Origin of the sequence: Arthrobacter sp. AOP36-A1-22 (assembly GCF_052377615.1) — a bacterium.
Lineage (GTDB): Bacteria > Actinomycetota > Actinomycetes > Actinomycetales > Micrococcaceae > Arthrobacter_H.
The window spans coordinates 52,327-75,022 of record NZ_JBQSWX010000006.1 but is presented as its reverse complement, the minus strand read 5'-3'; the positions used below and the strand labels follow the sequence as shown (position 1 = coordinate 75,022).

Below are 22,696 nucleotides of genomic sequence, written 5' to 3'. Positions count from 1 at the left end.
CTTAGGCGGCCGCGGGTCGGCGGTGGGCCAGCACGCTGATGGCCACCGCCAGGCAGCCGGCGCCGATGATCCCGGCGAACCAGGCCACCGCTGCGGGCAGGCCGATGAGCCCGGCGACCAGGCCGAGGCAGAGCACGGGGACGGCGCTGCCCAGGTAGGTCACCACATACACGGTGCTGATGACCTGGGAGTGCTGGGAAGGTTCCACCGCCAACGCGACGTCGTTGAAGGCCGTGCGGAAGGCGGTGCCTTGTCCGGCCCCTGCCAGCAGGCTGGCGGCAATGAGCAGCGGCAGGCTGCGCACGGACCCGGCGACGGCGATCAGTACGATCCCGGTGGCCATGACCATCAGCGCCACCGGCAGCAACCCCCGGTGCGAGCGCCCCAGCAGTTGGGCGGCGGCCGAGGCCATGAGGGTCAGGGCCGCCAACGTGCCGATGCCCAGCATCGAGGTGATCCCGAACAGGTCGGCGAAATAGCGGGGCGCCAGTGAGAGGCCGAAGCCGAAGAGTGCGAAACTCAGGAACCCGATGGCGGCCGCCCGGCGGAACTGCACCCGGGCATCGGCCACGGGGCCCAGACGGCGCGGACGCAGGGCCTTGACGGCTGCCGCCCCCGGGGCCGGGTCCAGGGCGGGGCGGGCGTGCAGCACCCACAACGGCACCAGCACCAGCAGCAGGGCGAACCCCAGCAGCAGGAACGGCGTGAGGTCCGGCCGGGGAAACACGCCGAGCGCGCCGCCGAGCACCGGGCCCGCGGCCACCCCGGACGCGGAGGCCAGCAGGGTCAGCCGGCTGGCCCATTCGGGGTTGCGGGGCAGCAGTTCGCGCAGGGCGGCGCTGCTGGCTCCGGTGCACAGGGCGACGGCGGCCCCCTGCAGGATGCGGCCGAAGATCAGTCCGCCGAGTCCGGAGGCCATGCCGAAGACCAGCGAGCCGGCCAGGCCCACGAGGACCGCGACCACCAGGGCCGCCCGGCGGCCGATGTGATCGGACCAGTGACCGTAGAGCACCAGTCCGGCGATGAGGGCCAGCACGTAGGAGGCGAAAGCCAGCGTCACCGCGAAAGGCCCCAGATCGAGCTGCTCCTGCAGCAGCGGATACAAGGGCGTGGCCAGGTTCGCCCCGATGAGCAACAGCGTCATGGCCGCGAAGGTCAGCAGCAGCCGCGCCTTCACGGAGGCGTTCCAACCGCGGGTGGAGGCGGTGGGCTGGGCGCGCATGCGCAGTTCGCTGATGACGGTCACGAGGCCTCACAGGGTGGGTCGGGCGGTGGCGGCCTGAACGGTGGATGTCCCGCTTTGACCTTCGAGTAGCCATTCTGGGTGAGGATGAGCCGAAATAGTACATATAGAAGTTCAAAATTGATGGTTTTGATCAAAATTTATTGTCAATGTGATCTACTGGGACGCACTATGGCTACTTTTGATGAACTCGAATTGCGTCTGGTGCTGGCCCTGCTCGAGGACCCCCGGGCCCAGATCGGGGACCTCTCCACCACCTTGGGGGTCGCCCGGAACACCGTGCAGTCCCGGCTTAAACGCCTGGACCGGACCGGGGTGCTGCGCCATGGCGGACGGGAAGTGGATCTGGCGGCGCTGGGATTCGACGTGCTGGCCTTCATCACCATCGAGGTCTCCCACCGCGAGCTCGATTCCGTCATCGCCGCCCTGCGCACCCAGGAGCAGGTCCTGGAGGTCCATGAGATCTCCGGGCGCGGCGACGTCTGGTGCCGGGTCGTCGCCCGGGACACCCACCACCTGCAAAGCCTGTTGCGCTCGATCCTGCGCATGCGCGGGGTGATCCGCACCGAGACCTCCCTGGCCTTGAGTGAACACATCCCGTACCGCGCCGAACCACTACTTCGGCACCTCGCCGGGCCGGGCAGGCACTAAGCTGGAAGGCCACCGGCCACCCGGGAACGAACGAAACGCAGAACTTGGGAGAATCAGGTACTTGTCGGCATTGACACAGCGGCTGCAGGAGATTTCCGGCATGCCGCAGCCGGACCCGCTGGCCTCGCCCGCCACCGCCCACGGTTGGCTTGAGCTGGCCTACGACCGCGCCTATTCGGAGGACCATCCGGGGGCCGCGCGCGCCGCAGCCGCCGGACTCGATCTGCTGCGCCCCCTCTTGGCAGGGGCCCCCGCGACCGGGGAGGGTGTCTGCGCGACCGGGGAGGACTCCCCCGCCCTCGAGACCGCCTTGTCGCTGCTCGGGGTCCTGGCCTCGGTCCAGCAGCTCGATGGCAACATCTCCGACGCCGAGGAGGCCGCCGCCCGGCGGATCGTCCTGTTGCGCTCTGCCGGCCGGACCCATCAGGCCGATCTCGAGGAACATCTGGGCGGGCTGCTCTTCCGCGAGCCCCGTCCCGAGGAAACCGCCATCCTGCAGGCCGCCCTGGCCACCCATGCGGCCTCCGGGGCCCACGCCGACGTCCTGGCCGATGCCCGGCTCCCCCTGGCCGTGGTCCGCTTCGAGGGCGGCGACGAATCCGCCTTGGAGGAGTTGCAGCGCTGTGCCGACGACTACCGCGATGGCGGTCGTGCCGAAAGCGAGGCCGGGGCGCTGCTGTACCTGGCCCACGGCTTCGCCAAACACGGCCGGCAGCCCGAGGCCATCGAGGCCGCCGACCGGTTGCTGGCCCTGCGGACCAACCAGGCGATGCGGGCGGCGATCTGGATGGTCAAGGCCTCCTGCCACCACGAATTGGGGCATCCGGTGGAGGCAGAGAGCTGCGCCGTCGAGGCGCTGGAATTGTATTCGGCCTCCGGGGTGCGCCGCGGGGCGATCTCCGCCGCCGCCCTGGTGGCCAACTTCGCCTCGGCCGATCTGGACCAGGACGCTGCGATCACCGCTTGGCGGATAGCCGTCGAGCAGGCCGAACGCGGAGAATTCGAGGAGACCTGGGCCATCCGTCTGGCCCTGGGCAACCAACTGCTGGAGGCCGAGGAGTTCCTGCTCGCCGAGGAGGTCCTCGAATCGCTGGCCCAGCTGTTGGAAGCCCGCGGACGGGAGGATGACGCCGCCCGGACGCTGATGTCCCTCGGGCATTGCCTGCGGCACCAGGATCGCGAGGTGGATGCCCTGCAGGTCTGGGAGAAGGCCGCCGCCGGGTTCGAGGCCTCCGGACTGGCCGGCGATGCCGCCCGCGCCCACCTCAGCGCTGGCACCCTGCTCTCGGACGCCGAGGACCCCGGGGCCTGCCTGGCCCATTTCTCCCGCGCCACCGAGCTGGCGCGCGCCTGCGAAGACAATCCGACCGTCCTGCCGGTGGCCCTGCACGCCTACGGCCACGCCCTGTCCGAAAGCGGGGACCCCACCGGTCTGGTCATCCTGGCCGAGGCGATCGAACTCGCGGACGACGACGGGGCCGACTGGCATCAAGCGGACTTCCGGGACACCCGGGCCCGCTCACTCTGGGCGTTGGACTACCCCACCGAAGCCGTGGCCGCGGCCTTGGAGGCCGCCGACCTCTTCCGGGTGGCCGAGGACTCCGACGGGGCCGGCAACGCCGAGCTCTTTGCCGCCCATGTGCTCTCCCAGACGGACCGCGGGGACGAGGCCATCCAGTTGTACCGGCTCATCGCGGCCGAACACCGCCAGAGCGTCGCGCACTTCTATGCGGCCCAACGCGGCCTTTCCGAGGTCCTGACCACCCTCGGATTGCCGGTGCAGGCCAAGGAGGCCGCGGATCTGGCCAACCGGGCCCTCGTGGAGGCGCAGGAGACCTATGACCGCGACGAGCCGGAGGACGACGAGGAACCCCGGGACGGCAACGATCCCGCCCCCACGACCGGGGCCAACGCCACCGACCCGGAGGACCCGGTGGAAGGTCCGGACCCGCAGGGCACCCCGGAGGACCCTGAACCCGGCTAGCTACTGCGCCAGTTCGGCCAGCCGCCGGGCCACGTCGAGGCGGGCCAGTGCTTCCCGGTTCCAGGTCCGCATGCCCGGCCTCCTGGCCCCGGCGATGAGGGACACCGCCACGGCTGCAGCCCGGGCGTAGAGGGAGCCGGCCTCCACCTCCCGAGAGAATTCGGTGCCCCACGCCTGCAGCGTCGACCAGATGATTCGTTCCCGTCGGAAGTTCCTGCCCCCGAGCGCGGGGATCATGGCCAGGTGTCCCAGCAGGCAGGCCAGGTCATCGACCCGGTGTCCCGGTCCCACCGAGTCCAGATCCAGGAGCCCGCTGACCGCGGGGCCGTCCATGAGCAGATTGGCTTCGTAAAAGTCCCCGTGCACCGGAACCACCGGTCCGGCGTCGTGCGCGTCGATGACCAGGCGCAGGTGGTCCGCCAGCGCGGCGATCCCCCGGCGTTCCTCCGGCAGCGCGCTACCGGCCGCGTGGGCGTAGCGGGACAGTCGGTCCGTCCAGGACGGGTGGCGGGGAAGATCCAGCACCGCGGCGGGCAGCCGGTCCAGCAGGGACACCAGCGTGGCCGGGTGCACCCCGCCGGCTCCTTCCAGGCGCATGGCCGCGCCCAGCGCGGTGCCGGGGAGCCCGGCGGTGGCCACGACCGAATGGGCCACCGGGTCGAGCACGTCGGCCACGGGCAGGCCGGCGTCGGCCAGTAGCCGGTGGCGCAACACCAATGGTTCGGCCTGCCCGGCCCGCAGGACCTTCAAATACACCCTGCGGGTGGCCACCACCGGCCCGGGGGTCGAGAAATCAGCGCGGAAGACGGCCCGGCGCAAGGGGCGGTAGGTCATGGTCCGCAGATCCGTCAGACGGTCACCACCACCCCAGAGCCGTTCGGCGGTGGCTGCGACCCCGGCATGGGCCAGGCCCGGCAGCCGGGGGTCCTGCGGATGGAGCCAACTGGAGATCCGTAACGGGATCCTCGCCCGGTCCACTCCCACGGGACCGGGGACATCGCTACGCCGCAGCCCCGGCGATGGCTCCAGCCGTTCGGTGCTCAGGCCCACGAAATGCTCGGTGGTGCCGCGACGCAGCGAGTAGACGGCGCTGGCCCCGGCGCCGGGCCGCAACTGGAACTGGACCTGGCGGGCCGTTCCGGCCACCCGGGCGTCGAAGTGGTCCGCCCAGACCCGGGCAATCAGTGTCGGTGCGTGGCGGCCCAGGGCCTCTGCCTGTTCGGCGTCGGACCATCCGGGCTGCATGGGTGGGGACCGCGGTGTCGGCTACCCGCCGGTTCAGGCCCGGCGGCGCTGCAGGACGGCGTCGAGGTTCATCCCGCCGGCCGGTGCCGCGGGACGACGACGGGGTGCCTCGGCCACTGCGGGCAGTTCCCCGCCCCGTTCGGCGCGCTCGGCCCGTTCGGCCAGCTGGGCCTCCTGCTCGGCGAGGCGGGTCTGCGCCAGGATGCTGGTGGCCTTCTGCGGCTTCTTCTCCTCGCCGGCCGGCAGCGGCTCGGGGGCGGGGCGTTCGGCCTTGGCGGCTCCGACGTAGGTGGGCTTCGGCACGGCGACCGGTTCCCAGGTCGCCGGGGCGGTCGGGGCCGCGAGCGGTGCGTGGTGACGGACGGTGCCGTGGGCTGCGGGGGCCGAAGCCTGCGCGTTCTCCTGTTCCCGGGCGTCGAAGACCTCCGTGGCCTGGTGCCGGACGACCGGTTCGGCCGGCCGGGTGTCCATGGCTTCGTGGAAGATCGCGTCCATGCGGGCCAGGACCTTGCGCCGGCGATCCCGCACGGCCAGCACGCGCAGTCCGATGAAGGATCCCACGAGCACGATCGCCCCGATGAGCGGGACGAGCCCAGAGAGGATCCCGAAGGGGGCCAGCAGTCCACCGACCACCAGCGCCAGCGCGGCCAGGACGCCGGCCAGGGCGATCGACAGCCGGCCGTATCGGATCCGGAAACCCGCCGTGGTCGGTGCGGCGGTCCGGGTCCGTGCGGGCGTTGCCATGGTGTTCCTCCGGGGACGTTCGGTGTCGTGGGCTGGGCTGGTCGTCGGGGCCTGGGTCGGCGGGCCCTCGGCGGGGTCCGGGCCGTCCGGCGCCGGTGTTTCGTCCAGCCGGTCGGGGCCGGACGTAAGTGCTTCGTCGGGCGCCGAGGCGAGCACGAAGGCGGGCTCGCCGGTTCGCCGACCGCGACGGATGAGTGAGGGGACGATGAAGGCGAGCAGCACGGCGATCATGGCCGCCAGGACCACTGAGCTTTCGACTTGGATGTCCACACCTCGACGTTACGTGGCCCACCGCGCAGGGGGCGGCATTGACCCCGGTGTGTCCGCTCCGAAGTCGGTCCCGGACCCCTGCATGACCTGCGGTTCAGCGGGTGGCGGCGTCGCCCAGCCACCGTTGGAGCAGTCCTTCGGGGACCTCTTCGGAGGTCAGCGCGAAGGCCCGGTGGTCGCACCAGGCGCCGTCGATGTGCAGGAAGCGTTCGCGGACACCCTCATCCCGGAATCCGAGCTTGTCCACCACGCGCAGACTGGAGGCGTTTTCAGGGCGGATGTTGATTTCCATCCGGTGCAGTCCCAACGTCGAGAAGCAGTAGTCGGTGGCCAGGGCCACGGCATGCGGGGTGATCCCCCGGCCGGCGTACCGGCCATCCACCCAATACCCGAGCGAGGCACTCAGCGCCGACCCCCAGAGGATGCCCGAGACGGTGAGCTGGCCGACCATCGTCGGTTCGCGTCGGTCGCTGGTGCGCAGGCCGATCGCCCACGGAAGGGTCAATCCGGCCCGGGCCTGGCGGTTGAGCGAGGCGATCATGTCCCGGTAGCTCGGCAACGGCCCCTCGGGACGTGGGGACGTGGCTTCCCAGGGCTGCAGCCAGTCGGCGTTGCGCCGTTTCAACGCCATCCATTCGGCCTTGTCCCGGTAGCGCAGCGGCCGCAGGAGAAGATCGTCGCTTTCCAGTACCACCGGCCACGAACCGGTCCCGAATCCCATGCCCCCAGCTTATCCTCAGCACCGCGGTTCGGAGGCCTCGACGCAGGGGTGCTTCATCGGGCGGTCCCTGCCCTCGGCTTCGGCCCTCCGCTGTCCTACCATCGAGGAGTGGAGACGATGAGCAAGGCGGCGGCCCGTACGCATTTCCGGACCCTGCGCAGTGAAATGGATCCCGAACGACGCCGGCAGGAAGCCAGGGGCATCGCCGCGGTCCTGCTGGATTGGCTGGGCCGGGACCGGAGATACACCTTGACCTCGGTCCTGTCCTTCGGCTCCGAGCCACCCACCGCGGAACTGCTGGACCGGCTGCATGGGCTGGGGCACCGGATTCTGGTCCCCATCTGCGAGCCGGGGCGGCAACTGTCGTGGGCCGACTGGTACCCCTCGGTTCCCATGGCCCGGGCCACGGTGGCCCCGATCGACGAACCCGTCGGGGAACGCCACGGGGTGGAGGTCATGGACGACGTCGATGTCGTCCTGGTCCCCGCCCAGATCGTGGATCCCGACGGTGGACGGCTGGGCCAGGGCGGCGGATACTACGACCGCTTCATCGCCTCGCTGGCCGAGCGCAGAACCCGGCCGGTGCTGTTGGCCATGGTCTACGAGCACGAGCTCGTCCCGGCAGGGACCTTCGAGGTCGGGGAACTGGACCAGCCGGTGGACGGGGTCCTCACCGCCTCGGGAATCACCTGGATCGGTCCTCCGCGCACCGCATGAGGTAGAATTGGCACTCGACGGATGTGAGTGCCAAGAAGGCCTCGATGGACCGCACCGGCCCTCCGCCGAGACCAGTGCAATGAAGGAAGACAATGCCCACTTATGCCTATGCCTGCAAGGATTGCGGCCACGCCTTCGACACCGTGCAGTCCTTCAGCGAGGATTCGCTGACCGAATGCCCCCAGTGCCATGGCTTGCTGCGCAAGAAGTTCAACAGCGTCGGCGTCGTGTTCAAGGGATCCGGTTTCTACCGGAACGATTCACGGAACAGTTCCAACGGCTCCTCCCCGGCGACGAAGGATTCCACCTCCGGGACCAAGGCCGGCGGGTCGGACTCCGCGTCGACGTCGGAGTCGTCCTCCGATTCCTCCTCGGGCACCTCTACGGACTCCTCCTCCACGGGATCCTCCGGATCCTCCGGAGCCTCATCGGCGCAGAAGGTCTCCACGAACTCCTGACGGACACCTCACAGGGGCCGCGGTCTCCCCTGGGGGCCGGCTTCGTCCACAACCGGCGGTCTCCGGGTCGCCCCGGACGGCCGACTCCGGGCCTACTGGAGGCATGAGAACCAGAGAGCGTCGTGCCGCGTCCGGCCGGACCAGTGGATATCGACGATCCTGGCGTGAGGTCCTGGCCCGCTACCGCCGCCCGCTGGTGGCCGCCTTGGCGGCGTTGACCGTCGCCGTTTCACTATCGGCACTGGCCCCGGAGCACACCGAGACCTCCGCCGTCGTCGTCGCGGCCCGGGACCTGCCCTCGGGAGCCGTCTTGGACGCCACCTCCGTGCGGATCGTCGAACTGGCCCGTGAGGCCCTGCCCCCTGGTGTCCTGGACGACGTCGAAGCCGTCACCGGGGAACAACTGGCCTTTCCGGCGGCGTCGGGGTCACCGCTGGCTTCGGCCATGCTGGTCGGACCCGGACTGTTGACCGGTACGGCCTCCGGGACGGTCGCCGTGCCGGTTCGCCCCAGTGATCCCGAGACGATCGGGCTGCTCTCCCCCGGCCAGCTGGTCGACGTCGTCCTCAGCGAAGGCAACGGCTACGAGCGCGCCGTTGATTCGGAAGTGATCGCCCATGGGGTCCCGGTGTTGTGGGTGCCCACCGGTGCCGCCGACACCTGGCTGGATGCGGGTGAATCGGCGGGCATGGTGGTCGTTGCCGCCTCACAAAAGGATTCGGCCGCCCTGGCGGGGGCCGCCGCCCGGGGACGGATCTTCCTGGTCCTCGTCGGCCCCGGTTCCTCCTAGCCCCAGTGCGGCGGGCGCTGTTCGCGCAACCACTGGTCGTGGTTTCCTTCGCCATCGCCCCAACCGTGCGGGTCGTCGTCGCCGGAACGGGTCGGAAGCACCGGCTCGCTCCCCTGGCCCGCGGTCCGGTCCGCCGGAGCACCGGCTCCCGGATCGGCGGCGTGCCGGCCGGCGGGGTTCTCCGCCTGGCCGGTCCGGTCGTGGTCCTGTGCGTGCGATTCCATCTCATCCTCCCGGTCGTGTGCGGTAGCTGCCGGATCGTCCAGCCCCAGGGAGCGGGCCATGGTCGAGGCGATGCTCGCCGGGTCCGAGAACACGTCGATCGTCCACAACGGGATGTACCGCCAGCCCATGGTCTCCAGCAGTTGCGGGCGCAGCCGGCTGCGTTCGCGCACCGTCATGTTCCGGTATTCCTCGGTCCCGTCGGACACGACGGCCAACGGCAGTTCGGCGCCTTGGCTCGTATCGGCTGCCTGGGCGGCCAGATCCAGCACGCCACGGTAGCGTTCCTTCACGATGGCCCCTGCCGCTTCCAACCGTTCCTTCAGATCCGCCACCAGCGGGTCCTCCAGAGGATGCCCGTCACCGGTGACCCCGGATTCGCCGGAGAGGACGCGGCCGACGAGTTCGATGAACTGGCGTGCCCCGCCGGTCACCCGGTCCATGTCCATGTCCTCCGGGGCCACGGCACTCACCAGATGCAACAGATCGCGCGAACGGGTCACCCCGGTCACGAAAAGTTCGTCGCCGCGTTCGGAGGACAGCGCGCCGAAGTCATGCAGGCTCTTGCCATGCGGGGTCCGGCCGTAGCCCAGCGAGAAGATCACGGCATCGCGGACCAGACCGTGGGCACGTTCGACGGAGGAGACCTGGAAGGCCTCCACCCGTTCCTTGAAGAAGGGTTGGGCCCAGGGGTGGTTGGGCAGCTGGAGCGAAATCGCCTCGGCGATCCGGGCGGCATGACGTTGGTTCGCGGCGATCACGGCCAAGGAGCGGTGCGGGCGGCGACGGATGTGGCTGAAGACCAGATCCACGATCCTGTTGACTTCGGCGACGGTCGTCTCCACGGATTCGCCGCCGGAACCGGGCATCCCGGTCCCGTCCGGGACATAATCCACCGACAACGAAGGCGTTCCGCCGGACATGGCCCGGGCCGCCGGCAGCCGGTGCAGCGAGCCCGAGTAGTAGGCGCGACCCAACGCTTCGGTCAGTCCCTCATCGACTCCGCGATAGACGGTCCGCAGGCGCCGCAGCGGCAGCACGGTGGAGAGTTCCTCGAAGGTGCTGGCCGGTTCGTGGGGCGCCCGGGCCGAGGCGGTCGGATCGACCGAGACATTGAAACCGCGGGGTTTGCCCAGCATGGCGTCGCCGAAGGCGATGACCTGTCCGGAACGGCTGATCGAGCCGACCGCCGAACGCAACGACAAGGCATCGGCGTCGAGCAGGATCACGGCATCGAATTCGACGTCCTCGGGGACGACGGCCGGGATCAGCAGCGGGGAGCCGACCCAGACGGGGACCAGGGCGTTGACCAGGCCGACGCCCAGGCCGGCGACGTCCTCCAGGGTTGGTTCGCCGTTCTTGAGCAGGGCCCGGAGTTCCCGGGAGGCGGCCCGGTGGTCAGCCAGGGCGGCCTTCCATCGTTGGGCCAGCTGCCAGCGCAGCCGCGAGGCGCCCGAGGCGATGTGGGCGTTGTCGGCGAGGCGGTATTCGGCCTCGAGCCGGCGCAGGCTCGCGCCGTCGGACATCGCCAGGTATTCGTCACCGGAGATCATCGCCTCCAGCGCGGACTGCCACCAGGCCAGGTCCAGCTCGGCGGCCACCTCCTCGGCGACCACTTCGCGTTCGGCCAGGTCCTCGAGCAGTTCACCGAGTCCCTGTTCGCGCAGCTGTTCCAGGAGCAGGGTCCTCTCGGGCAGCACGTGCAGGGCATTCTCGTCGTCGACGAGCTCCTTCAGCCGGGTCACCAGGTCACCCAGGGGCAGATGCTGCAGCTCGTCATCGGCGTCCACGGGGGCGAGGGATTCGTCGAGCCGGGCGATCCGCCCGGCGGCATCGAGGTAGGCCTTGTTCAGTTCGATCAGCCCGGTGGGGACCTTGGGGTGGCGCTGGCTCGTGGCATAGCTGTTCCACAGTTCGCGCTGCTGCTGCACCTCGATGATCGAGTGGTGCAGATCGGAGATGTGCACGCCGGGGCGCACGTATTCCTTGGCCACCCGGCGTAGTCGTGAACGCGTGATCGAACTCATTTCGATGCCGCGTTCACGGCGCCAGGAGGAGCTGGCGGTGGCACTGATGAGGTCCTCGACCGAACGGTCGAAGATATCGGGCTCGAATTTATCCAGCGATCCGCGCACGGCCACCAGCAGGTCCAGCTGGGCACCCCATTCAACGAAGGTCTCCCCCAAGGTGATCTCCGAATGTTCGGAGACCTTGAGCATCCGGGCGTGCAGTTCTGGCAGGTCCTCGGCCAGCGAGCTGGCGATCTCCAGCGCGTCGTCGGTCTCCCGCCGGTTGCGCAGGCGGGCTCCGTACCAGGGGCTGGCGGCGGTGGAGGCGGTGAAGCTGCCGACCTCGGCGGCCCGGTGCAGGCGGACCGCGGTTTCCTCACGGTCGCTGATGCTGTCCAGGACGGAGCGTTTGAGCCGCACCGAGGTGGCGGGCGCCGGTTCCATGGAGGTCAGGCGGGCCAGTTCCTGCATGGCCTGGTAGGGCGAGCAGCCCCACCGGCTGCGCACGTCATGCAACGAGTTCACGTGGTCCAGCAGGGCATGGCGGTGCTCCGTGAGGCGTTGGTGGAGCTGGCCCAGCTGTGGTTCGGTGGCTCGTTCGTTGCGCAGGATGGCCTGGGTCAACTGATCACGCAGTTCCTCCGGTCCGACCTCCGGGGACAACCGCAGGGCCATCGACGCCAGATCGAGTTCGGCCAGTTTTTCCGTCAGGCTCCGGGAGGTGTCCCGGCGTTCCGCCACGACGAGCACGCGTTTGCCCTGGCCGGCAAGGATGGCCGCGGCGTTGACGGCCGTCTGGGTCTGTCCGGTGCCGGGCGGGCTGGAGACGACGACGGATTCCCCGGCGTCGACGAGGTCCAGGACCTCCTGTTGGCTGGCATCCGCGTCCAGGACCAGGGCCTCATCCGCGGGGTGGCGTTCGTCGCTGCTCAGGACGGTGACCTCGGGCTCGTCCACGACGACGTCCTCGCCGGCGTCCTCGGCCAGCAAGCGGGAGATGACCGGATGGGTGGTATCGATGAGCGAGGGGTCGGCGGGATCGGCCAGATCGGCGAAGGTCGAAACCAGGAGCCGGTGTTCGATGACCGTTCCGGGAAGGGAGGCCACCTGTTCGCGCAGCGTGTCCAGCGCGCGGCGGGGATCGAAACGGGCGGTCATGTATGCGGCGCCCTCGAGGGCCTCCACGTCGATGTCCAGTCCTTGCTGCTCCTGGAAATAGCGGACCAGCGCCGGATTCACCTGCGCCCGGCCGGCCAGCTGGACCTCGTCCTCTTCCTGGCCTTCGCGCTGGGTCAGCGAGATCCGCCCGAGCATGATCGGGGCGCTGAACTGTTCGGAACGGCCGTCCTGGACCGCCCGCCAGGTCGCCACGCCGGAGGCCAGGTAGCCCACGTCGATGCCGCGGTCCTCGGACAACTCGCGGATCTTCGCGCGCAGGGCCCGGGCGGTGCGACGACCCTGGTTATAGGCGTCGACGTCGCGCAACAACATGGACAGCCGGGTCCTCCGTCCGGCCAGGAACTGGGCCAGCCCCGAGGGATGGGCGTGGGTGATGTCGATGCAGTTGGACGTCGAACCGGCAAAGCGCAACAGGGTGTCGGTACCCGCCCCCGGACCGAGCTTCTCCAGCCAATCGGTCAATGCTGCCTCGCCTTGTTGCGTCCCTACCACCGGAACACCACCTTCCTTGCATTTGGTCCCCCCTCAGTACCCGCCCGGCGCGGGGTGATGGAGATCGGCCGGTGCGCGATCCTCGGCGCACGCCACTACTTAAGGTACGCGACCCCGGCCCCTCGGCGCTTGATCGCAACACGTCGACGACGGGTCAGGACGACGAAGAGAGGGCCGCAGGCCCTCGCTCCGTGTCAGGCCAGGGTCCGAGGGGACCGCGGGCCTACTCCCATTCGATGGTTCCCGGGGGCTTGCTGGTCACATCCAGGACCACCCGGTTGACCCCATCGACCTCGTTGGTGATGCGGTTGGAGATCCGCGCCAGCAGATCGTAGGGCAGCCGTGACCAGTCGGCGGTCATGGCGTCCTCGGAGGACACCGGGCGCAGGACGATCGGATGCCCGTAGGTGCGGCCGTCACCCTGGACACCCACCGACCGGACGTCGGCCAACAGAACGACCGGCATCTGCCAGACTTCCTGGTCCAGTCCGGCGTTGGTCAGCTCGGCGCGGGCGATGGCGTCGGCCTTGCGCAGCAGTTCCAGGCGTTCCTCATCGACCGAACCGATGATGCGGATGCCAAGCCCCGGGCCGGGAAACGGCTGACGCTGCACGATTTCGGCCGGCAGACCCAATTGGGCTCCGACGGCACGGACCTCGTCCTTGAACAGTTCGCGCAACGGCTCGACCAGTTCGAACTGCAGATCCTCGGGCAGACCACCGACGTTGTGGTGGCTCTTGATGTTCGCGGCGCCTTCGCCTCCCCCGGATTCGACGACGTCGGGGTAGAGGGTGCCCTGGACCAGGAAGCGCACCGGTTCGCCGGTATCGGCGGCTTCGGACATGATCGCCGCCTCGGAGGCTTCGAACGCGCGGATGAATTCGCGGCCGATGATCTTGCGCTTGGTTTCGGGGTCGGTGACGTCCTTCAAGGCGCTCAGGAAGCGTTCGCGTTCGTCGGCGACATGGAGTTTGGCGCCGGTGGCAGCCACGAAATCGCGTTCGACCTGTTCGGCTTCGCCTTCGCGCAGCAGGCCGTGGTTGACGAAGACACAGGTGAGCTGATCGCCGATGGCCTCCTGGACCAGGGCCGCCGCGACGGCCGAATCGACGCCGCCGGATAGTCCGCAGATGGCCCGGCCGGTGCCGACCTGCTCACGGATGCGGGCGACCTGTTCCTCCAGGATGTTCCCGGTGTTCCAGCTCGGTTCCAGTCCGGCACCGTTGAACAGGAAGTTCTCCAGGACCCGCTGGCCGTAGGAGGAATGCTTGACCTCGGGGTGCCATTGGACGCCGAAGAGCCGTTTGTCCTCGTGGGCGAAGGCCGCCACGGGGGCTCCTTCGGTGGAGGCCAGGACATCGAAGCCTTCCGGCGCTTCCTGCACGGAATCGCCGTGGCTCATCCAGACCTGCTGGTCCTCAGGCAGCCCGGCCAGCAACGACCGGGAGACCCCGGTGGCGGTGGCGTCGGTGGACCCGTATTCGCGCAGGCCGGTCTGCGCGACCGTTCCGCCCAGGGCGTTGGCCATCGCCTGGAAGCCATAGCAGATGCCCAGGACCGGCACACCGGCCTCGAACAGGTCGGGGCCGACGCTGGGGGCCCCGTCGGCATAGACGCTGGAGGGTCCGCCGGAGAGGATGATGGCCGCGGGATTCCTGGCCAGGATCTGCTCGGTCGTATAGGTGTGCGGAACGATCTCCGAATATACGTTGGCCTCACGGACGCGGCGTGCGATCAGCTGCGCGTACTGGGCTCCGTAGTCGACGACCAGAACCGGCTGGTGCTCTGGGGTGGGTGCTGGGTTGCTCACGCGCTCCAGCTTAGTCGCCAGTGGGCTTCGGCCGCACCTTCACCGTCGGCGCCGCGTTTTGCCTCAGTACCGTTTGGCGGCCTCGGGATGTTCGTGCAACTCCCGCTCGACCTCCTTATGGACCTTCTTCTCCATGTAGAAGGAGAGCAACGGCACCACCCCGCCCAGGGCGATCGTGATGAACCTGCTGAAGGGCCAGCGCATCTTGGACCACAGGTTGAAGTCGGCCAGCAGGTAGACCACGTACATCCAGCCATGCACGATCAGCACGGTCGTGGACAGGTTCAGCGACCCGAGGTAGGCCTCGAAGGAAAAGGCATATTTGGCGATCATCTCCACGCACAGCAGCAGCAGCATCACGCCGGTGGCGTAGGCGAGCACCCGGTAGAAGGTGGCTGCCGTGCGGATTTGTGCCGGGGTTCCGGCGAAGCGGCGCTTGCGGGGTGCTGGGGCGGGTTGCTGGGTCACTGCTGGTCCTCGTGGTTCGGGGGGATGGTTGGTGTGTGGGCTTCGGCCAGGGCGTCTTCGATGTCCTCTTGTTGGCGGCGGTAGTCGTCGGCCACCAGACGCCACCAGAGGAAGACGGCAAAGCCGGCGAAGACGACCCATTCGATGCCATAGAAGATGTTCAGCCAGTTCAGCGGCTGTTCCTGGGGCTGGGGTCCGACGTGGACCTCGCCCAGTCCCACGGAGGCGGCCCCGGCATCCGCCCCGTCGGGCCCGGTGACCTCCGAGGCGACGATGAAGCCGCTATAGGAGGGCACGTCCCAGAGGTTGATGAGTTGGGCGACCGAAAGGGCGCGCAAGGACGGATCGTCATCGGGTTTCTCATCGACGGGAGCTTCGGTGGGCAGCAGCCGCCCGGTGACTTCCAGCTCGCCGGCCGGCGGCCGCGGCGGGGTCGTGGATTCGGACTGCCAGCCACGGACGACCGGAATCGTGTTGTGCCCCGGGGCGCCGTCGACGGCGAAGGCGGAAACCACCCAGTATCCCTGGACCCCCTCCTGGACACGCCCCCTGACCAGGACTTCCTTGTCCTTCAGGAAGTGCCCCTTGGCGCTGACGACCTGGTCGGCCACGGATTCGAACATCACTGTTTCGGGTTCGAAGTGATCGGTCAGCGGCACCGCCGTTTCGGTGGTGGATACCGGTGGTGGCGGGGCATCCTGGGATCTGGAGAACTGCCATTGGCTCAGCAGCACGAAGCCGCTCGCCAACAAAAGGGCCCCCACCAGAGCGAGGATCCATTTGGGCTTCAGGGCAGTCTTCAACACATACCCAACCGTACTTCGATTCTCTGTAGAAGAGCGAATGCATCGTCGGTATCCATCACCCAAAAATCGCGTCAATAAGATATTGACATTGAATCAGCGTCAAGGAAATATTGACGCCATGCTTTCCTCCCCTTCCACCGATCACCGCTCGCGGACGACGAACCGCCGGATCCCCTGGGTCATCGCCGCGGTGACCATCGCCGTCCTCCTCGTGGCCGCACCACGGGCCCTGCCCGCCGCGGCACCGACCGGGGACCAGGATTTGGGAACCCGGATCGGCCACGGCCCCGAGGCTCCCGCCGGGAATTTCGCCGCCGCCGTCATCGAGGACGGTAAGATCGACTTCGCCGGACGCGGCGCCGATGAGCACACGGCCTTCGAACTCGGCTCCATCAGCAAGGTCTTCGGCGGACTGCTACTCGCCGATGCCATCGACCGTGGGGAGGTCAGCGCGGACACGACGCTGGGCGAGATCCTCGGCTACCCCGCAGACGGGTCGGGGGCCATCACCCTCCAAGAGCTCGCTACCCACACCTCGGGCCTGCCCCGCCTGCCGAGCACGGTTCCCTTCTTCCTCGGAGGTTTCTTTGCTCAGATCACCAACACGAATCCCTACACCCAGTCGGTCCAGGACGTGACCGAACTGGGACGCACGGCAACCCCGGATCCGGATCACGAGTTCCACTATTCGAACTTCGGGGCTGCACTGCTCGGTCAGGCACTGGCCCGGGTCACGAAGACCAGCTACCCCGAACTGGTGGCCGAACGCATCACCGGGCCGCTGTCGATGGACCGCACCTGGGTACAACCCCTGGACGCTGGATCCAGCTCCGCAGCCCAGGGCACCGCGCCACAACTGCCCACACCGATGGCCACAGGCCACCTCGCCTCCGGACACGTGGTGGCGAGCTGGCCTGCCGACGGGTTCGCCCCGGCAGGTGCGATCCGATCCACGGCCGGAGATCTGGCACTTTTGGCACAAGCCGTCCTCGACGGCAGCGCCCCGGGGACGGGAAGCCTGCAACCGGTCACTGGGGACGGGAGCGGAGGGAAGGTGGGGCTGGCCTGGATGATCACCTCCGCCACCAACGAAAGACAAGGTTCCGAGAAAGTCATCTGGCATAACGGGAGGACCGCCGGCTTCGCCACCTATCTGGCACTGCAACCCGGCGACGATCGCGCCGTCGTCGTGCTCTCCGCTACAGCCCGCGGCGTCGACGAAGCAGGACTCGATCTCCTGGACGGAGGCAGCCGTTGAACACCTTCATCGCCTACGCGGTTCCTGTCATCCTGCTGGCCTTCACGGCCCCCTGGTGCTTTCGGATGTTGCGCACGAGGACGGCTGAACCGGCGCTGAACCGCATCTCCCAGTTGATGTCCATGACGGCCCTTGCCGCCTTGGGAATGGTGGCCCTCCGGGCCGACATCGTCCCCTCGTGGACCTGGTGTCCCACCGCGGTCGCCGTCGGCGTGGGTGCCGTTGCCCTCAGCGCCCGCTGGCCGACCCTGGTCCGGTCGGGCCCGGCGGACCGGCGGATCCGCACCGTCGTGTCGCTCGTGATCGAGAGCATGGTTCTGGTAGTGGTCTTATATGGACTCCTTCGCTAACGCCACGGCCGAGACGACGGCACGGGCCCGCCGTGCGGTCGAACTGGCCGGCCGGCTCGCGGACCCCCTCGAAGCGGACGGGGCCGTGACCGCCCTGCGGCAGGCCGAGGAGTTGAAGTACCTGGCCGATGATCTCCTGACCGCCGCGGCATCCCGGGCCCATGATGCCGGTCTGAGCTGGCAGGACATCGGCAACCAGTTGGGAATCTCCCGGCAGGCCGCCTACCAGCGGTTCGCCGTGGGCAACCCGGCCGACGACGAACGGCGGCGCGAGGACCACGCGCTCCTCGACCAGGTCCGGAGGCTATTCGCGGCCATCGATTCAGGCGGCCTTGAACGGATCGGCGCGGAATTCACCCCACGCATGCTGGCCCAGGTCCCCCCGTCCACCGTCACGGCGCTGTGGGCCGATGCCATCGGATCCCTCGGCCCCTTCGATCGGCTGACCGCAGCCACGGTGCGGCGCAACGGCTCCACCCGCTTCGTGCACTGTTCGCTGGTCTTTGCCGACGGTCTGCTCGATGGCCGGGTCGCCGTGGACCGTTCGGGCAAGGTCGCCGGTCTGCTGATCACCGACCCGGGGTTCACCCCGCCGGCCGGCTGACCCGGCCCGGCAGGTGCCGGCCGGCACCGGATCGACTAGACGTCGGTGAAGTCGACCGTGGAATTGATCAGATCGGCAATGACCTCGGCGTCGTAGGCTCGGCGCAGGGATTCACGGAAGGACGGCTTGACCAGACTGCGGGCCAGGGTGGCCAGGACCTGCAGATGCACCGAATAGCTTCCGGCGGGTGTCGCCAGGAGCAGCACGACCGTGGCCGGGCCGTCGACCGACCCGAAATCCAAGGAGTGTCCGAACGCCGTGATCCCCACGGCAATGGAGACCAGGTCGGCGTGTGCGGTCCGGGCATGGGGCATGCCGATCCCGCCGGGCAGCCCGGTGGCTAGTTGGTGTTCGCGCGAATTGACCTCGCCGACGAAGCCTTCCAGGTCATCGATCCGACCGGCTTCGAACAGTCTTCCGGCCAACAGCCGGACGGCCTCCTGCCGGTCGGCCGCCTCCATTTCCAGGACGACCAGTTCAGGGGTCGTGAGTTCATCGTTCTGTTCAGTCGCGGACGGGGACAATATCTTCAACATTCAGTCGTGTTTCATCGGCGGACTCGTCGTCGGGCTGCTCCTGGCTGGCGCGTTCGGCAGCCACGCGGGCTTCGTAGAACGCGACTTCGCGATCGCACTGCGCCTGGCTCCACCCCAGCAGCGGGGCCATGATCCCGGCGACGACCGGGGCCGCCGCCACTCCCCGGTCCCACGATTCAATGGAGACGCGGGTTCGGCGGGTCAACACGTCCTCGACGTGTCGTGCCCCTTCATGGGTGGTCGCGTAGACGACTTCGGCGGCCAGGTAGTCGTCCGCGCCGGGCAGCGGGCGGGCCAGATCCGGGTCGGCGGTGGCCAGGGCCAGCACATCGCGGGCCAGCGAACCGTAGCGGCCCAGCAGGTGTTCGACCCGGGAGACGTGCAGCCCCGAGGATTTGGCCATGCGGTGGCGGCTGTTCCAGCCCGCCTGGAAGCCCTCCGCCCCCAGCAAAGGGATCGTTTCGGTGCAGGAGGTCGGGGCGTTCAGGTCCATCGAACGCACCGCCTCGTCGATGGCATCGCGGGCCATGACCCGGTAGGTGGTGTATTTGCCGCCGGCGACGACCACCAGCCCCGGGACGGGGTGGGTCACGACGTGTTCACGGGAGAGCTTGGCCGTGGAATCGGATTCCCCGGCCAGCAGCGGGCGCAGCCCCGCATAGACCCCTTCGACGTCCTCGCGGGTCAATGGACGCTTGAGCACCTTGTTCACATGATCCAGGATGTAGTCGATGTCCTCACTGGAGGCCGCGGGATGTGCCTTGTCCAACGTCCAGGCGGTATCAGTGGTCCCGATGATCCAATGCCGTCCCCAGGGGATGACGAACAACACCGATTTCTCGGTGCGCAGGATCAGCCCGACCGTCGACTGGAAGCGGTCGCGGGGCACCACCAGGTGCACGCCCTTGGAGGCCTTGACCCGCAGTTGTCCCCGATCGGTCACCAGGTCCTGGGTTTCGTCGGTCCAGACGCCGGTGGCATTCACGATCTGCTTGGCCCGGACGGTGAACTCCTCACCGCTTTCCTGATCCGCGAGCCGGGCCCCGACCACGCGTCCGGCCTCGCGGACGAAATCCACGACCTTGACCCGGTTGGCCGCCACGGCGCCGTAGTTCGCTGCCGTGCGGACCAGATCCATGACCAGCCGTGCGTCGTCGACCTGGGCATCGTAATAGCGGATCGAACCGACGAAGGCCTCGTCCTTGAGGCTCGGTGCGCTGCGCAATGTCGCCTTCCGGCTCAGGTGCCGGTGGAAGGGCACCCCGCGGCTATGTCCTGAGGCCAGCGACATCCCGTCATAGAGGGCGATTCCCGCCCCGACGTAGGGGCGTTCGATGAAGCGCTTGGTCAGTGGATACAGGAACGGGACCGGCCGGACCAGGTGTGGTGCGATCCGGTCGATGAGCAGTCCACGTTCCTGCAGGGCCTCGCGCACCAGCGCGAAGTCCAGCATCTCCAGATAGCGCAACCCGCCGTGGATGAGCTTGGAGGATCGCGAGGACGTCCCGGCCGCCCAGTCACGGGCTTCGACGATGCCGACCTTCAGCCCCCGGGTGGCCGCGTCGAGGGCGGATCCGGCTCCGACGACTCCCCCACCGATGATCAGCAGGTCCAGTTCGGCCTCGGGCCCCTCCGTGGTCGCCCGCATCGTCTCGAGCGAGGCGGTGCGGAAGGTCGGGTCGAGCACTCCCCTGGTTGACGTGGATCCCGGTTCGCGGTGCTTCATCGGTGGTGTCATGCTACCCAGCTTCGTACGGGGAGACGACGACGTCAACGCGTTGGAACTCCTTCAGATCCGAATAACCGGTGGTGGCCATGGCCCGGCGCAAGGCGCCGATCAGGTTCGAGGTGCCGTTGGTGTGGCGCGAGGGGCCGAGCAGGACCTCCTCCAGCGGACCCACGGTTCCCACGCGGACCCGGTCGCCCCGGGGGCTGTTGTCGTGGTGGGCTTCGACACCCCAGTGCCAGCCGCGTCCCGGGGCCTCTTGGGCCCGGGCCAGGGCACTGCCGAGCATGACGGCGTCGGCCCCCATGGCAATGGCCTTGACGATGTCTCCGCTGGTGCCCAGTCCGCCATCGGCGATGACGTGGACGTAACGTCCCCCGGATTCGTCGAGGTAGTCGCGGCGGGCGGCGGCCACATCGGAGATCGCGGTGGCCATGGGGGCGTGGATGCCCAGGGCGCGACGGGTCGTGGCGGTGGCACCCCCGCCGAATCCGACCAGGACGCCGGCGGCGCCGGTACGCATCAGGTGCAGGGCCGGGGTGTATCCGGCGGCGCCGCCGACGATGACGGGAACGTCGAGCTCGTAGATGAACTGCTTGAGGTTCAGCGGTTCCTGGTTCTGCGACACGTGTTCGGCGGAGACGGTGGTACCGCGGATCACGAAGATGTCCACCCCGGCGTCGATCACCGTCCGGTAGTACTCCTGCGTGCGTTGCGGGGTCAGGGAGCCGGCCACCGTGACCCCTGCGTCGCGGATTTCCGCGAGCCGCGAGGTGATCAGCTCGGCCTGGATCGGCGCCTGGTAGAGCTCCTGCAGCCGGGCCGTCACCGCCGGGTTGACGTGTTCGCCCAGGGTCCTGTCGTCCTCGACCCTGGACTCCAGCGAGGCGATCTCCGCCAGCACCGGCTCCGGGTCCTCGTAGCGGGTCCACAGCCCCTCGAGGTTCAGGACCCCGAGGCCACCGAACCTGCCCAGGGCGATCGCCGTGGCCGGACTCATGACCGAGTCCATCGGGGCACCGATGATGGGGCTGCTGAACTGGTAGGCGTCGATCTGCCAGTTCACTGACACGTCCTGCGGGTCACGCGTGCGGCGGGTGGGGACGACGGCGACGTCATCCAGCGAGTAGGCGCGGACGCCTCGTTTTCCCCGGCCGATCTCAATCTCATAAGTCACCGGCTTAGCCTATCAGCGCCGCCACGCACGGGCCGGGCTTCGTGACTTGGGCCCCCTTCGTCGGCCGATGGCGGCCTCGGCGCCCCGCCGGCCCGAGGAGGGGTGACAGCCACGGCGTCCACAGCTACGCTCGGCTGCAGCGGGGGCCTTCGCCCAACCCTGCGCCGGCACGGCGCACCGGTTCGTCCCTCTTCGGGGCGGACACCAGCCAGGAGGAGATATGAAGTTCGGCATCGAGGAGGATCTCCTGTGCGTGGACCCGGCCACGGGCCGACGCGTCGAGACCGGTGATCCGGGAACCGGCAGCGAGGCCGACGAGGCGGAGCCGGATTCATTCATCTTCCGGACCGGCGCCGAGGCGCTGGAGGCGTTGTTGGAGGATCGCCGGGCGCTGGGGGCGCTGGCGGCCGACGGCGGTGCGATCGCCACGGGGTTCGGTCTGGTTCCCGCGCTGTCCCCCGCGGCGGACCCCTGCGCCCCCTCGACCGGTCGGGAAGGGGGTGCCCTGCGGATCCATCTTCCGGTTCCGACTCCCGAAGAAGGGGTCCAGGTCATGAACCACCTGCGTCGTTGGATGCCCGTCCTCATGGCCTTGGGCGCCAACTCGCCGCTTTGGAACACCGCCGACACCGGATACGCCAGCTGGAGGACGCTACGCAACCGGACCTTGCCCGTCCACGGCATCCCTCCGCACTTCTTCGGCGCCCGCGACTACACCGAACGCGTCGACCGGCTGCTGGAGAGTCCGGGCATCGACACCCAGGACCACGTCGGATGGGGAGCACGGCTTTCCCCCTTGCGCGGGAGCCTGGAGGTCCGCGCCATCGACATGCAGCTGACCGCCGGGGAATCAGTGCTTTTCGCCCTGCTGGTCCGCTCGCTGGCCGTGGAGGCACTGCACCGGTCCCCCACTCCCGATGGCATCACTCCCGAAGAGTCCGACGCCGCCACCTGGCATGCCGCCCGCCACGGCGTGGAGGGGGATCTGGTCGGGCTCCCCAGTTGCGAACGGTCCTCGCCCTCGGCACTGGCCCATCTGATGTTCGACACGGTCGAGGACCATCTGATCGGATTCGGCGATGCCGCCTATGTGTCGGCGGGTTTGCGGGAACTCCTGAATTCCGGGAACGGCGCCGCCCGCCAGCGCGTGGCCTTCGAGCACGGGGGAATCGCCCGGGTGGTCGAATTCGCCGGAGCCGAATTGGTCAGGGAAACGACGTGGTGAGCCGGTGAACC

20 protein-coding genes are annotated in these 22,696 nt (G+C 68.8%); 9 read left to right on the top strand and 11 right to left on the bottom strand.

Annotation, left to right across the window (positions count from 1 at the left end; all coding sequences use genetic code 11):
- Position 1: 1 nt before the first annotated feature.
- The gene (locus ACT3S2_RS05485; RefSeq protein WP_444554235.1) at positions 2–1,246 is read right to left on the bottom strand and encodes an MFS transporter; all 1,245 of its coding nucleotides are present in this window, start codon (positions 1,244–1,246) and stop codon (positions 2–4) included.
- A 168-nt stretch (positions 1,247–1,414) separates the two neighbouring features.
- Between ACT3S2_RS05485 and ACT3S2_RS05480 the strand changes: the two genes are divergently transcribed.
- The gene (locus tag ACT3S2_RS05480) at positions 1,415–1,894 is read left to right on the top strand and encodes an Lrp/AsnC family transcriptional regulator (RefSeq protein WP_444554236.1); all 480 of its coding nucleotides are present in this window, start codon (positions 1,415–1,417) and stop codon (positions 1,892–1,894) included.
- Positions 1,895–1,955: 61 nt separating this feature from the next.
- The gene (locus ACT3S2_RS05475) at positions 1,956–3,878 is read left to right on the top strand and encodes a hypothetical protein (protein WP_444561367.1); all 1,923 of its coding nucleotides are present in this window, start codon (positions 1,956–1,958) and stop codon (positions 3,876–3,878) included.
- Here ACT3S2_RS05475 and ACT3S2_RS05470 read toward each other — a convergent pair whose 3' ends face one another.
- The 3 genes from ACT3S2_RS05470 to ACT3S2_RS05460 form a co-directional block, all read right to left on the bottom strand.
- Complete coding sequence (locus tag ACT3S2_RS05470) at positions 3,879–5,123, bottom strand: phosphotransferase (protein WP_444561366.1); 1,245 nt, start codon at positions 5,121–5,123, stop codon at positions 3,879–3,881.
- Positions 5,124–5,156: 33 nt separating this feature from the next.
- On the bottom strand, positions 5,157–6,137 hold the full coding sequence (locus ACT3S2_RS05465; protein ID WP_444554239.1) for a hypothetical protein: 981 nt from the start codon (positions 6,135–6,137) through the stop codon (positions 5,157–5,159).
- A 94-nt stretch (positions 6,138–6,231) separates the two neighbouring features.
- Positions 6,232–6,858 carry a GNAT family N-acetyltransferase gene (locus tag ACT3S2_RS05460; protein ID WP_444561365.1) on the bottom strand — a complete coding sequence of 209 codons (627 nt, stop codon included), beginning with the start codon at positions 6,856–6,858 and terminating at the stop codon, positions 6,232–6,234.
- 117 nt (positions 6,859–6,975) lie between these two features.
- Between ACT3S2_RS05460 and ACT3S2_RS05455 the strand changes: the two genes are divergently transcribed.
- The 3 genes from ACT3S2_RS05455 (at position 6,976) to cpaB (ending at position 8,823) form a co-directional block, all read left to right on the top strand.
- Positions 6,976–7,575, top strand: coding sequence for a 5-formyltetrahydrofolate cyclo-ligase (locus ACT3S2_RS05455; RefSeq protein WP_444554241.1), 600 nt, complete (start codon positions 6,976–6,978; stop codon positions 7,573–7,575).
- A gap of 92 nt (positions 7,576–7,667) precedes the next feature.
- Entirely contained in the window at positions 7,668–8,033 is a 366-nt protein-coding gene (locus ACT3S2_RS05450; RefSeq protein WP_444561364.1) for an FmdB family zinc ribbon protein, read from the top strand.
- 103 nt (positions 8,034–8,136) lie between these two features.
- Entirely contained in the window at positions 8,137–8,823 is a 687-nt protein-coding gene (gene cpaB / locus ACT3S2_RS05445) for a Flp pilus assembly protein CpaB (RefSeq protein ID WP_444554243.1), read from the top strand.
- On the opposite strand, the gene ACT3S2_RS05440 is transcribed toward cpaB, so the two are convergent.
- The 4 genes from ACT3S2_RS05440 to ACT3S2_RS05425 form a co-directional block, all read right to left on the bottom strand.
- Positions 8,820–12,725 (bottom strand): DNA helicase, encoded by a 3,906-nt coding sequence (locus ACT3S2_RS05440; RefSeq protein ID WP_444561363.1) that lies wholly within the window; start codon positions 12,723–12,725, stop codon positions 8,820–8,822. The two genes, cpaB and ACT3S2_RS05440, sit on opposite strands and share 4 nt — an antisense overlap.
- A gap of 223 nt (positions 12,726–12,948) precedes the next feature.
- On the bottom strand, positions 12,949–14,535 hold the full coding sequence (guaA, locus tag ACT3S2_RS05435) for a glutamine-hydrolyzing GMP synthase (RefSeq protein ID WP_444561362.1): 1,587 nt from the start codon (positions 14,533–14,535) through the stop codon (positions 12,949–12,951).
- A 63-nt stretch (positions 14,536–14,598) separates the two neighbouring features.
- A complete protein-coding gene (locus ACT3S2_RS05430) occupies positions 14,599–15,003 on the bottom strand; it encodes a DUF3817 domain-containing protein (RefSeq protein WP_444554246.1) in 405 nt (134 codons plus the stop codon).
- A complete protein-coding gene (locus ACT3S2_RS05425; protein ID WP_444561361.1) occupies positions 15,000–15,809 on the bottom strand; it encodes an SURF1 family protein in 810 nt (269 codons plus the stop codon). The genes ACT3S2_RS05430 and ACT3S2_RS05425 overlap by 4 nt, the downstream gene beginning before the upstream one ends.
- A gap of 118 nt (positions 15,810–15,927) precedes the next feature.
- Here ACT3S2_RS05425 and ACT3S2_RS05420 point away from each other — a divergent pair, with 118 nt between their 5' ends.
- The 3 genes from ACT3S2_RS05420 to ACT3S2_RS05410 are packed head-to-tail and all read left to right on the top strand — an operon-like array spanning position 15,928 to position 18,021.
- The gene (locus ACT3S2_RS05420) at positions 15,928–17,067 is read left to right on the top strand and encodes a serine hydrolase domain-containing protein (RefSeq protein ID WP_444561360.1); all 1,140 of its coding nucleotides are present in this window, start codon (positions 15,928–15,930) and stop codon (positions 17,065–17,067) included.
- Entirely contained in the window at positions 17,064–17,417 is a 354-nt protein-coding gene (locus tag ACT3S2_RS05415; protein ID WP_444554249.1) for a hypothetical protein, read from the top strand. Before ACT3S2_RS05420 ends, ACT3S2_RS05415 begins: the two co-directional genes overlap by 4 nt.
- The gene (locus ACT3S2_RS05410) at positions 17,401–18,021 is read left to right on the top strand and encodes a hypothetical protein (protein WP_444554250.1); all 621 of its coding nucleotides are present in this window, start codon (positions 17,401–17,403) and stop codon (positions 18,019–18,021) included. The genes ACT3S2_RS05415 and ACT3S2_RS05410 overlap by 17 nt, the downstream gene beginning before the upstream one ends.
- 35 nt (positions 18,022–18,056) lie before the next feature.
- Here ACT3S2_RS05410 and ACT3S2_RS05405 read toward each other — a convergent pair whose 3' ends face one another.
- From ACT3S2_RS05405 to ACT3S2_RS05395, 3 genes are read right to left on the bottom strand one after another with little or no spacing between them, the layout of a single operon-like run.
- Positions 18,057–18,557, bottom strand: a complete 501-nt coding sequence (locus ACT3S2_RS05405; protein WP_444554251.1) for a PTS sugar transporter subunit IIA — start codon at positions 18,555–18,557, stop codon at positions 18,057–18,059.
- Complete coding sequence (locus ACT3S2_RS05400) at positions 18,526–20,295, bottom strand: glycerol-3-phosphate dehydrogenase/oxidase (protein ID WP_444554252.1); 1,770 nt, start codon at positions 20,293–20,295, stop codon at positions 18,526–18,528. Before ACT3S2_RS05400 ends, ACT3S2_RS05405 begins: the two co-directional genes overlap by 32 nt.
- 1 nt (position 20,296) lies before the next feature.
- Complete coding sequence (locus ACT3S2_RS05395) at positions 20,297–21,460, bottom strand: GuaB3 family IMP dehydrogenase-related protein (RefSeq protein ID WP_444554253.1); 1,164 nt, start codon at positions 21,458–21,460, stop codon at positions 20,297–20,299.
- A gap of 220 nt (positions 21,461–21,680) precedes the next feature.
- Here ACT3S2_RS05395 and ACT3S2_RS05390 point away from each other — a divergent pair, with 220 nt between their 5' ends.
- Complete coding sequence (locus ACT3S2_RS05390) at positions 21,681–22,685, top strand: carboxylate-amine ligase (protein WP_444554254.1); 1,005 nt, start codon at positions 21,681–21,683, stop codon at positions 22,683–22,685.
- Positions 22,686–22,696 lie beyond the last annotated feature (11 nt).